Source organism: Streptomyces sp. AB3(2024), from assembly GCF_041862025.1.
In the GTDB taxonomy this organism is placed as follows: Bacteria; Actinomycetota; Actinomycetes; order Streptomycetales; family Streptomycetaceae; genus Streptomyces.
Genome location: NZ_JBGWAB010000190.1, coordinates 1 through 10,636 on the forward strand (window position 1 = coordinate 1; position 10,636 = coordinate 10,636).

Annotated in this window: 13 protein-coding genes; 6 read left to right on the forward strand and 7 right to left on the reverse strand. The window is 75.3% G+C overall.

The features are described from left to right. Nucleotides 1–339, forward strand: a 339-nt coding sequence (locus ACEPPI_RS37860; RefSeq protein WP_373919813.1) for a hypothetical protein, incomplete at its 5' end; no start/stop codon positions are given. A 35-nt stretch (nucleotides 340–374) separates the two neighbouring features. Continuing rightward, the gene (locus ACEPPI_RS37865; protein WP_373919802.1) at nucleotides 375–581 is read left to right on the forward strand and encodes a hypothetical protein; all 207 of its coding nucleotides are present in this window, start codon (nucleotides 375–377) and stop codon (nucleotides 579–581) included. Nucleotides 582–585: 4 nt separating this feature from the next. Here the strand turns inward: ACEPPI_RS37865 and ACEPPI_RS37870 are convergent, their stop codons facing one another. The 3 genes from ACEPPI_RS37870 to zapE form a co-directional block, all read right to left on the reverse strand. Next, on the reverse strand, nucleotides 586–1,389 hold the full coding sequence (locus ACEPPI_RS37870) for a polysaccharide deacetylase family protein (protein ID WP_373919812.1): 804 nt from the start codon (nucleotides 1,387–1,389) through the stop codon (nucleotides 586–588). Between the two features lie 218 nt (nucleotides 1,390–1,607). Then, complete coding sequence (locus ACEPPI_RS37875) at nucleotides 1,608–2,033, reverse strand: OsmC family protein (RefSeq protein WP_356222648.1); 426 nt, start codon at nucleotides 2,031–2,033, stop codon at nucleotides 1,608–1,610. A gap of 61 nt (nucleotides 2,034–2,094) precedes the next feature. Further along, nucleotides 2,095–3,204, reverse strand: a complete 1,110-nt coding sequence (gene zapE, locus ACEPPI_RS37880; protein ID WP_373919803.1) for a cell division protein ZapE — start codon at nucleotides 3,202–3,204, stop codon at nucleotides 2,095–2,097. A gap of 36 nt (nucleotides 3,205–3,240) precedes the next feature. On the opposite strand from zapE, the gene ACEPPI_RS37885 reads away from it, so the two are divergent. The 4 genes from ACEPPI_RS37885 (at nucleotide 3,241) to msrB (ending at nucleotide 6,511) form a co-directional block, all read left to right on the forward strand. Further along, on the forward strand, nucleotides 3,241–4,026 hold the full coding sequence (locus ACEPPI_RS37885; protein WP_373919804.1) for a pyrimidine reductase family protein: 786 nt from the start codon (nucleotides 3,241–3,243) through the stop codon (nucleotides 4,024–4,026). Nucleotides 4,027–4,175: 149 nt separating this feature from the next. Beyond that, complete coding sequence (locus ACEPPI_RS37890; RefSeq protein ID WP_373919805.1) at nucleotides 4,176–4,643, forward strand: indole-3-glycerol phosphate synthase; 468 nt, start codon at nucleotides 4,176–4,178, stop codon at nucleotides 4,641–4,643. A 50-nt stretch (nucleotides 4,644–4,693) separates the two neighbouring features. Then, nucleotides 4,694–6,088, forward strand: coding sequence for a UDP-N-acetylmuramate--L-alanine ligase (gene murC / locus ACEPPI_RS37895; protein ID WP_373919806.1), 1,395 nt, complete (start codon nucleotides 4,694–4,696; stop codon nucleotides 6,086–6,088). A 15-nt stretch (nucleotides 6,089–6,103) separates the two neighbouring features. Continuing rightward, nucleotides 6,104–6,511: a peptide-methionine (R)-S-oxide reductase MsrB gene (gene msrB / locus ACEPPI_RS37900; RefSeq protein ID WP_373919807.1), complete on the forward strand. Its 408-nt coding sequence runs from the start codon at nucleotides 6,104–6,106 to the stop codon at nucleotides 6,509–6,511. 44 nt (nucleotides 6,512–6,555) lie between these two features. Here msrB and ACEPPI_RS37905 read toward each other — a convergent pair whose 3' ends face one another. The 4 genes from ACEPPI_RS37905 to ACEPPI_RS37920 form a co-directional block, all read right to left on the reverse strand. After that, on the reverse strand, nucleotides 6,556–7,464 hold the full coding sequence (locus ACEPPI_RS37905) for an NAD-dependent epimerase/dehydratase family protein (protein ID WP_373919808.1): 909 nt from the start codon (nucleotides 7,462–7,464) through the stop codon (nucleotides 6,556–6,558). Then, the gene (locus ACEPPI_RS37910; RefSeq protein WP_373919809.1) at nucleotides 7,461–8,603 is read right to left on the reverse strand and encodes a cytochrome P450; all 1,143 of its coding nucleotides are present in this window, start codon (nucleotides 8,601–8,603) and stop codon (nucleotides 7,461–7,463) included. Before ACEPPI_RS37910 ends, ACEPPI_RS37905 begins: the two co-directional genes overlap by 4 nt. Next, on the reverse strand, nucleotides 8,600–9,448 hold the full coding sequence (locus ACEPPI_RS37915) for a glycosyltransferase family 2 protein (protein ID WP_373919810.1): 849 nt from the start codon (nucleotides 9,446–9,448) through the stop codon (nucleotides 8,600–8,602). Before ACEPPI_RS37915 ends, ACEPPI_RS37910 begins: the two co-directional genes overlap by 4 nt. Next, nucleotides 9,445–10,636, reverse strand: a 1,192-nt coding sequence (locus ACEPPI_RS37920) for an AMP-binding protein (protein ID WP_373919811.1), incomplete at its 5' end; no start/stop codon positions are given. The genes ACEPPI_RS37915 and ACEPPI_RS37920, both read right to left, overlap by 4 nt.

Sequence of the window (10,636 nt, forward strand, 5' to 3'; positions counted from 1 at the left end):
GACGAGAAGCTCCGCTTCATCCGCGGCTGCTTCAAGCTCTACCCGTGGGAGTGGCTGGCCGAGGACACCTTCGGCCCGCAGGTCCTGGACACCTACGACCACGGGGGCGGCAGCAGGCCGCTGGTCCGGGGGCGCGGCCTCGCGGTCCTCGCGGGCGGGCTCGGCTCCCTGCTGGCCTGGGTGGCGGCGTTCTCCCCGGCCCGCAGGGCGGTGTCCGCGCTGGTCGGGGCCGCCCGCACCGACGGCGTGCCGCTCCCGCTGGGTTCCCTGGCCTCGGCGGTGCTCCTCGCCGCGGCGGCGGGCACGCTGGCCTGCCTCGTCAGCGCACGGCGGGAGTAGGCCGCTCCTTCCCTCCGCCGCGTACGCTCGTGGGCATGGACCAGCCGCAGCGGGACCAGTCGCAGCAGGACCCTTCGTACTGCTCCGCGCCCGCCGCGCCCGCCGGGCGGGTACCCGGGCCGCCGTACGCCGACTGCCCGGAGTGCGGCGAGCCCACCGAGTACGGGGTCGCGACCCCGGGCGCGGTGCTGTGCCCGGTGTGCGAGTGGCAGGAGGCGCAGCGCACCGCCTGCTCGGGATGAATCGTCACTTCCCCATCAGCTCGGACACCTTCACGAAGCGGTACCCCCGTTTGCGCAGCTCCGGGACGATCTTCCGGATGGCCTCCTCGGTGACGGGGGCCGCGCTGCGGGTGCAGTGCATGACCACCACCGAGCCGGGCTTGACCCCGGCCAGGACCTCTTCGGCCACCGCGTCGGGGTCCTTCGCGAAGGCGTCGCCGCTGACCACGTCCCACTGCACGGCGGTCACCTTGGCGGGTGCCAGGGCTCGCAGCGCCCGGTCGTCGTAGCAGCCGCCCGGGAAGCGGAAGTAGGGCACCGTGTTGACCGCGCCCGCCTTCCTGAACGCCGCGAAGGCCTGCTCCACGTCCGACCGGGCGGCGTCGCCGTCGAGGGTGGGGAGGCCGTAGCAGGGGGACTTGAAGGCGTGGTGGCTGTACGAGTGGTTCGCGATCTCGAAGTTGGGGTCGGTGCCGATGGACTTCGCCTGGTCCGGGTACTCCTCCGCCCATCGGCCCGTCATGAAGACGGTGGAGGGGACCTGGAGCCGGCGGAGGGTGGAGATCAGCTCCGGGTTGTCGAAGCGCTCCCCGGACGCGGCCCGCGGTCCCTGGTCCGAGGTCATGTCGGCGTCGAAGGTGAGGGCCACGGCCTTGTCGGCGCGCTGGCGCGTGCGCTCGAAGACGGGCGTCAGGCCGTTCGGCCCGGGGGCCAGGGTCGGAGCCCGGCCCGGTGCGCCGGGCAGCGGGGACGCGGGTGCGGGTGCGGGTGCGGGGGCGGAGGGGGAGGCGGGCGCGGCCGTCGGGCCGGATGCCGCGTGGGTGCCCATGCGGGCCTGGCCGCCGTCCCGCGGCGTACCGGCGCCGCCCCCACATCCCGCGAGGGCGGCGCTGAGCGCGGCCACGGCCGCCACTTTGCGTACAGAAAGGGTCACGTACGCAAAATATATGACTATGTGGCAATCCGACGTTTACGGCACTCGCGAACGCCGAAGTCGGCCAGCGGGCCCCCGTGGGGACGGTGCGGGGGCCCGGTGACCGGCGCGGATCAGACGAGCTCGGCGCTCAGGGTGATCGTGGTGCCGGTCAGCGCCTGGCTGACCGGGCAGTTCTTCTTGGCGTCCTCGGCGGCGGCGGCGAAGCCCTCGGCGTCCAGACCGGGCACCTCGGCGCGCACGGTCAGGTGGATGCCGGTGATGCCCTCACCGGGCTGGAAGGTGACGTCCGCCTTGGTCTCCACCCGGGTGGGAGGGGTACCGGCACCGTCGAGGCCGTGCGAGAGCGCCATCGAGTAGCAGCTGGAGTGCGCGGCGGCGATCAGCTCTTCCGGGCTGGTCTTGCCGTTGGCGGCCTCGGCGCGCGAGGGCCAGGAGACCTCGAACGAGCCCCGGCCCGAGGAGTCGAGGGAGACGGTGCCGGCGCCCTTGAGCAGGTTGCCTTCCCAGACGGTGTGGGACGTGCGCGTGGTGGCCATGGTGGATCCCTTCGGAGGTATGGAAACGGCCGGGCCGCAAGAGCGCCCGGCCGTGCCAAACCTACTGCGACACCAGGGGTTTCGCGTCGCGGGCGAGCGCGGTGAGCCGCGATATGGCTCGGAAGTACTTCTTCCGATAACCGCCGTTGAGCATTTCTTCACTGAACAGCCGGTCGAAGGGCACCCCGGAGGCCAGGACCGGCACCTCGCGGTCGTACAGCCGGTCGGCGAGCACCACCAGGCGCAGCGCCGTCGACTGGTCCGGGACCGGGCCGACGTCGGTCAGGCAGACGGCCGCTATGCCGTCGGTGAGGGCCCCGTAACGGCTCGGGTGGACCTTCGCCAGGTGCTCCAGCAGGCCCGGGAAGTCGTCGAGGCTCGCGCCCGGGGTCCCGTACGCGGCCTTCGCCACCTGCTCGTCGGTGAACGGCGCCGGGGCCTCGGGCAGGCCGCGGTGGCGGTAGTCCTGGCCATCGATCCGCAGCGGCCGGAAGTGCGCCGAGAGCCCCTGGATCTCGCGCAGGAAGTCGGCGGCGGCGAAGCGGCCCTCGCCGAGCTTGCCGGGCAGGGTGTTGGAGGTGGCGGCCAGGGCCACGCCCTGCTCGACCAGCCGGCTCAGCAGGGAGGAGACGAGCACGGTGTCGCCCGGGTCGTCCAGCTCGAACTCGTCGATGCACAACAGCCGGTGCCCGCCCAGGGTCTGCACGGTCTGCTGGAAGCCGAGCGCGCCGACCAGGTTCGTGAGCTCCACGAAGGTGCCGAAGGCCTTGAGCGCGGGCTCGGCGGGGGTGGCGTGCCAGAGGGAGGCGAGCAGGTGCGTCTTGCCGACGCCGTAGCCGCCGTCGAGGTAGACCCCGCGCGGACCCGCGGCGGGCGCGGTGGGCTTCTTCGAGAACCAGCGCCGCTTGCCCGTGCCGGTGGCGTGGGCCCCGCCCAGGCCGGCGGCGAAGCCGCTGAGGACGGTGACGGCCTCGGTCTGGCTGGGCTGGGCCGGGTCCGGGTCGTAGGTGTCGAAGCGCACCGAGTCGAAGCGCGGGGGCGGCACCATCTCGGCCACCAGCCGTTCGGCGGGCACCCGCGGTTCGCGTGCGCACAGGGCCAGCGGGCCCGCGTCGGCTATCGGGGGCTGCCCGGACGGGGCAGATCCGGAGGTCGAGAGTGAAGTTGACACAGCCCTTAACTCTACGCGGCGTGTCAGACTGCACCGATGCGACGCCTGCTCCCTGTGACCGATCAGACATCCGCCCCGTCCTCTCCGGACCCGGCCGACCGCGAGTGGTCGCTGGACGAGCTCGCGGACGCCTACGCCTATCCGGAGCTCGCCCCCGGCGCGCACTGGCTGCGGGCGAACATGGTCTCCACGCTGGACGGGGCCGCTCAGCACGACGGGCGCTCACAGCCGATCTCCGGCGAGACCGACATGCGGATCTTCGGCACCCTGCGGGCCCTGGCCGATGTGGTGATCGTCGGCGCGGAAACGGTTCGCCAGGAGGGATATCGCCCGGCCCGCGCCCGGGAGGCCTTCGCGGCCCGCCGCGAGGCCGCCGGCCAGGGTCCCGCCCCCGCCATCGCCGTGGTCACCGCGAGCCTGGACCTGGACTTCGCCCTTCCCCTGTTCACCTCCCCCCTCGTGCCCACCCTGGTGGTCACCGGGGCCGCCGCGCCCGCCGACCGGGTGGCCGCGGCCACCGCCGCCGGGGCCGAGGTCGTCGTGGCGGGCGAGGGGGCGGGCGCGGATCCCGCCCGGACCGTACGGGAACTGGCCGCGCGCGGGCTGCGCCGCCAGCTGACCGAGGGCGGGCCCCGGCTGCTGGGGCAGTTCGTGGCCGCCGACGCGCTGGACGAGCTGTGCCTGACGATCTCCCCGACCCTCACGGCGGGCGGTGCCCAGCGGATCGCGGGCGGGCCCTCCGTCACGGTTCCACACCGGCTCGCGCCCGCAGTCGTACTGGAAGAGGCCGGGTTCCTGTTCACGAGCTACCGTCGGATCTGAACAAGGGGCGGAATTTGTAGTTCCGCTTAGCTTCCGCCGGGCACATACCTGGGCACGTATATCTGCGCAAGGCCCCGCGCGACTGCGGGGCAGGATGGTTTCCGCAGGGGCCGGCCGACCGGCCCCGGCCCATGAAGGAGAGGGCGTCCGTGTTCACGAGCGTATTGATGATCGAGCAGCCGCTGACCGCGGTGGACGTGGACTTCGTCACCACCCTGCACGGAGACGACCAGGTCTCCTTCGTCGTCCTCATGCAACCCAGGGGCGACCAGGACCGACTGCTCCGCGCCATCGACGACGTAGCGCTCGGCGAGCTTCCCGAAGCCCTCCACGAAGGTGAGGAGCCCGAGGGCGAGGCCGCCCGGGGCCCCGCCGCGCAGGCCCTCGAACACTCCCTGGCGGCCCTGCGCAGGAAGGGAGCCAAGGCCGTCGGGCAGATCATCGAGAACCACCCCCTCGACCACCTCAAGAGCGTCGTCGACGAGACGTCCGCCGACGAGGTGATCGTCCTGACCGCTCCGCACTTCGTCGAGGAGTTCTTCCACCGGGACTGGGCCTCCCGGGCGCGGCACAAGGTCGGGGTTCCGGTGCTCAAGCTCTTCGCCCACAACGAATAGGCTGGGGCGGCACAGTCCCACCGCACCCACTCGATCCTGGAGCGACCTGAATGAAGCCCGGCCTGCCGACCGCGATGGAACGGCCCCACTTCATCGGCATCGGCGGCGCCGGCATGTCCGGCATCGCGAAGATCCTCGCGCAGCGCGGCGCGCAGGTGGCCGGCAGCGACTCCCGTGACTCCGAGACCGCCCAGGCGTTGCGCGCCCACGGCGCCACGGTCCACATCGGGCACGCCGCCGGCCACCTCGCCGACGACACCACCTGCGTGGTCGTCTCCAGCGCCATCCGCTCCGACAACCCGGAGCTGGCCCGCGCCGCCGAGCTGGACATCCCCGTCGTGCACCGCTCGGACGCCCTCGCCTCGCTGATGGACGGCCTGCGCCCCATCGCCGTCGCCGGCACGCACGGCAAGACCACCACCACCTCGATGCTGGCGGTCTCCCTCTCGGCGCTGGGCCTCGACCCCTCCTACGCCATCGGCGGCGACCTGGACGCCCCCGGCTCCAACGCCCACCACGGCGAGGGCGGCATCTTCGTGGCCGAGGCGGACGAGAGCGACCGCAGCTTCCACAAGTACGCGCCCGAGGTCGCGATCATCCTCAACGCGGAGCTCGACCACCACGCGAACTACGCGTCGATGGAGGAGATCTACGAGTCCTTCGAGACCTTCGTCTCCAAGATCGTCCCCGGCGGCACCCTGGTCGTCGCCCACAGCCAGGAAGGCGCCGCCGAGATCGCCCGCCGCGTCGCGGGCACGCAGGGCCTGAACGTCGTCACGTACGGCGAGGAGGACGGCGCCGACGTCCGTATCACCAAGATCACGCCGCGCGGCCTGACCAGCGAGGTCACCGTCCTGCTCCAGGACCGGATGCTCACCTTCACCGTCTCGGTGCCCGGCCGCCACTACGCGCACAACGCCGTCGCGGCCCTCGCCGCCGGTGTCGCCCTCGGCATCCCGGCGCACAACCTGGCCTCCGCCCTCGGCAAGTACACCGGCGTCAAGCGCCGCCTCCAGCTCAAGGGCGAGGCGGCCGGCGTGCAGGTCATCGACTCCTACGCGCACCACCCGACCGAGATGAACGCCGACCTGGAGGCCATCCGCGGCGCCGCCGGGGACTCCCGCATCCTGGTCGTCTTCCAGCCGCACCTCTTCTCCCGCACCCAGGAACTGGGCAAGGAGATGGGCCAGGCCCTCGCACTGGCCGACGCCTCCCTGGTCCTCGACATCTACCCGGCCCGCGAGGACCCGATCCCCGGCATCACCAGCGAGATCATCATCGCCGCGGCCCGCGCCACCGGCGCCGACGTCAGCGCCGAGCACGACAAGGAGGCCGTCGCCGACGTGATCGCGGGAATGGCCAAGCCCGGTGATCTCGTTCTGACCATGGGCGCGGGCGACGTCACGGATCTGGGACCCCGGATCCTCGCCCGGCTGTCGAGCTGAGGGAGCGGGAACGTCATGGCGTACGAGGTCCAGAAGACGGACGAGCAGTGGCAGGCCGAGCTGACCCCGTCCGAGTACCAGGTGCTGCGCCTCGCCGGCACCGAGCCGGCCTTCCGCGGTGAGTACACCGACACCAAGACGGAGGGCGTCTACTCCTGTCGCGCCTGCGACGCCGAACTCTTCCGCTCCACGGAGAAGTTCGACTCGCACTGCGGCTGGCCGTCCTTCTTCGACCCGAAGGACACCGAGGCCGTCGAACTGATCGCCGACACCTCGCACGGCATGGTCCGCACCGAGGTCCGCTGCGCGACGTGCGGCTCCCACCTGGGACACGTCTTCGACGGCGAGGGCTACCCGACCCCCACCGACCAGCGGTACTGCATCAACAGCATCTCGCTGAAGCTCACCCCGACCGAGGGCTGAGCCCCCGCCCCGCCCGGGTGCACGCGCACCCGGGCGCGGGCGGTTCAGCCGCGGAGGGAGCCGAGGTGGTCCGCCAGGGTGCGGGTCGGGGACCAGCCACGGGAGCGGGCCCTGGTGATGTCCAGGACCACCGGGTGGGACAGCTGGTCCACCGCGTAGCGGCTCAGGGCGGGCTCGGAGCCGGTCAGGCGGGACACCGCCTCCGCCGCCCCGGCCGCCGTACGGGCCAGCGGGAGCGGCAGGTGGCGGATCCGGGCCCGTACCCCGTGGGCCCGCAGCACCGCGCCGACGGCCGCGTCCCGGCCGTAGGGCCGCGCGTCCGCCACGTTGTAGGCGCCCGGAGGCCAGCCGGCCGCCGCCAGGCAGGCGTCCGCCAGGTTCTGCACCGCCGTCAGGCTCAGCCGTACGTCCGGCCCCGGCAGCAGTAGCGTCCCCGCCCGGACCCGGGACAGCAGCCGGGGCAGCAGCTGGGTGTCGCCCGGCCCGTAGATCGCCCTCGGCCGCAGCACCACCGCACCCCCGGCCAGGGCCAGCGCCTCGCCCGCCGCCTTGGTCCGGCCGTAGGCGTTCAGCTGGCCCTGCCGCGGATGGTCCTCGGCCACCAGCTCCCGCCCCCGGCGCGGGTCGTACACGCTGGCGCTGCTCACCCACACCACCGGCCGCCCCGCCGCCGCCCGCAGCAGCCGCGCCGTGCCGTCCACGTTCACCGCCCGCATCGCCGCCTCCGCACGCGAACCCGGCGCCGGGTCGCCGACGGCCGCCGCGCAGTGCACCACGAAGTCGGCCCCGGCCAGGTCCGGCTCCGTCCGCGCCGCGTCCCAGAAGCGGTGTTCCCCCACCGGACCCGGCCGCCGCCCCACGCACACCACCGAGGCCCCCGCCGCGGCCGCCGCCCCGGCCACCCACCCGCCACAGAAGCCGCTTGCCCCCGTCACCGCCACGCGCGGCCTCACGCTCCCGCCCCCACCGTCAGCGAACGCCACCCCGGCAGCGCCGCCCGCCGGTCCACCCGGGCCCCGGTCACCACCGGCCGGTACGGGGCCAGCGCCTCCAGTACGTCACCCAGCAGCACCTCGGCCAGCCGGGCCCCGGGACAGGCGTGCGGCCCCGCCCCGAACACCAGCCGCGCCACCCCCGGCCCGGCCGGGTCCCGCCCGTCCGGATCCCGCCGGTGCGCCCCCGCCGCGTGCCGGGCCACCAGGACGAGCCGGTCCCCGGCCCGCACCGGACAGCCCCCGACCGTCCCCGCCTCCGCAGCGACCCGGGGCAGCACCGGCGAGGCCGCCGTCACCCGCAGCAGCTCCTCCACCAGCCGCGGCCGCAGCTCCGCGTCGGCGGCCTGCTCCCACAGCCCCGCGTCCGCGCACCAGGCGACCGCCCGCGGCAGCGCCGCCACCGTGGTGTTCACCGCCGCCACCGCCACCATCGCGGGCAGCGCCTCCTCCCCGCAGCCCAGCAGCAGCCGCAGCCGACGGGCCGCCCGCGCCGCGGCCGCCCGCGCCCCGGGCCGAGGCGGACCCGGCAGATGGCCGCGCACCGACGCCGCCGCGGCCCGCGCGGCGGCCTCCGCGAGCACGCCCGGCTCGGCCCGCACCTCCAGCAGCCCGCACACCACCGACCCCGCCAGCTCCCGCGCCAGCGCCACCACGTCCACCGCGCCGCCCCGGGACAGCGGCGCGAGCCCCCGTACCAGCGACGGCCCCCAATCCCGGCGCAGCCGCGCCACCCCGGCCGTCCCGAGCCGCTCCGCGAGGGCCCGCCGGTCCGCCCGGTGCCCGCCGCCCTCCTGGTCGAACAGCACGCCCCCGGCTCCGCCGCCCAGCGCCGAACGCGCGGCGCCGCCCGTGGTGCCGGCCGCCGTCCGGTCCAGCGGCAGCCGGGTCAGCGCCTCCCGGTACGCGTCCGCGTCGTGCACCAGCAGCGTCCCGCCGAGCCGGCGCACCGCCCTCCCGCGCGTGGCCGCGAGCAGCGCGAACAGCAGGGGATGGCCGCGCAGGTAGACCTTGCGGTCCCGGCGCCGGGCCTCGGCGTGGGCCTCAGCCTGGGCGTAGGCCCGGGCGGGGGCCTGGGCGTGGGGGTTCACAGCAGTCACCGGACGTGGACCTCTTCCGTGTCGACGGGCCGGTAGCGCCGGTCCCAGTACCAGAGCAGGGTGCGCCGGGCACCCCAGGAACGCAGCCGTCGCAGGCTGCTCCGCACCACCAGGTGCTCGACGCGCACCACGCGCCCGCTGTGCTCCCGCGCCCGGTTGAGCAGGGTGACGTCCTCCGAACCCTCCTCCAGCCGCTCCCGCGGGGCCCCGCCGCAGCGCACGTACAGCGCGGCGGTGATACCGAGGTTGTGGCCGTGGCACAGCACGTACGGGGCCCGGAACCGGGCCCCGCGGTGGGCGGCACGGTAGCGCCCGTACAGCGCGGACAGCCGGACCAGCGCGGGCAGCAACCGCGCCTCGGCGAAGGTGGGCCGCTCGTCGGGACGCGGCACGCTGCGCCCGCACAGCAGCTCGGCGCCGCGCCCGAATTCCGTCCGGGCGACGGCCGTCCAGTCCCGGGCCGGCAGACAGTCCGCGTCCGTACGCAGCAACAGGCGCGCCCCGGACCGTACGGCGTACCGGAAGCCGGTGTCGGCGGCGGTCCCGGCCCCCGGCTCGGGCTCGGGGACCAGCTCGACGGGGAAGGGCGCCGAGCGCGCGAACTCCCTTACCACCTCGGCCGTCGCGTCGGTGGAGGCGTTGTCGACCACCACCAGCGCGAACGCCCTGTCCTGCTGCGCGGCGAGCGCGGCCAGCGTGCCCGGCAGCGAAGCGGCCTCGTTGTAGGCGGGCACGACCACCCACAGGTCGGGCGTGCCCGGTTCCGGGGCCGCGTGTTCGCCCCGCCCGTGTGCCGCCCCACTCCGCCCGTGCGCCGCGCCGTCCCGCCCCCGGGCCCCGCTCATGCCGGGCCCCCGCGCCCCGCCGCGAGGAGTCCCGCCGCGAGCTCCGACGCCGCCGCCCGGTCGGGCTTGCGCGAACGCCCCGACAGCGGGATCCGTGCGAACAGCAGTGCGTCCGGCCGGGCCGTGCCCATCCGGCGCAGCGGGTCCGACAGCGCGGCCCGCAGGGCCGGTTCGGGGATCCCGCGTTGCGGCTGCACCACCGCGACCAGCCGCTCGTCCCCGTCGCCCGCCGGGACCCCGACGAGCACGCCCAGCTCGACCCCGGGCACGTGCAGCCCCGGCTCGTACAGACCCGGGTAGATGTTCTCCGCCCTGCGCAGCACCATGTCCTTGCACCGGCCCTCCAGCACGATCCGGCCCGCTCCGTCCAGCCGCGCCCGGTCGCCCGTGCGCACCCACGGATCGGGCTCCTCCCCGAGGTAGCGGTCCCGGGCCGCGGGCCCGGCCAGCAGCAGCTGCCCGTCCCCGTCCGCCACGGCCCGGACCCCGGGCAGCGGGGCGCCGACCAGGTCCCCCGCCCCGGCGAAGGCCGCCTTCTCCCGGGACTCCACCGCGGCCGCCGGGAACAGCTCGGTCAGCGCGTACACCCCCCACGCCTCGTCCGCGCCCGCCGCCCGGACCCGGTCCAGCAGCGCGGCGCTCGCCGGAGCCGACCCCGTCCACACCCGGCCGCCGAACCGGGCGCCCGCCCCCAGCGCGTCCCGTAGCTGCGGCGGGGTCAGATAGGCGTCCCGGGGCCGCAGCCGGCGCAGCTGGCGGGCCAGCACGGCGGGGGAGCGGGCCGGCAGGGCGACCGGCGCCCCGCGCGTCAGGGAGGGCACCAGCACGAAGAAGGTGCCGCCCAGCACCGGCTCCGCGCACTGCCCCCCGGCCGCCGGGTCCGCCGTGAACAGGGCCGCCACCGTGTCCATCCCGGCGGCCAGCCCGGCCCGGCTGTGCACCACGGCCCGGGGCCGCGAGGTGGTCCCGGAGGTGAAGACGATCACCGCGTCGGCGGCGTCGGTGCCCCCGTACACCGGCACCCCGGTGCGCGGCGCCCCCGTCTCCAGCGCGGGCGCGCAGCCCGGCAGCCGGGGGCCGACCGTGGCCACCGGCCCCAGCCCGGCCAGCTCCGGCAGTTCGAGCCGCGCCCGTCGGGCCAGCGTCCGGGCCCATCCGGCGACCGCCTGCGCGGCGGCGTCGGCGAGC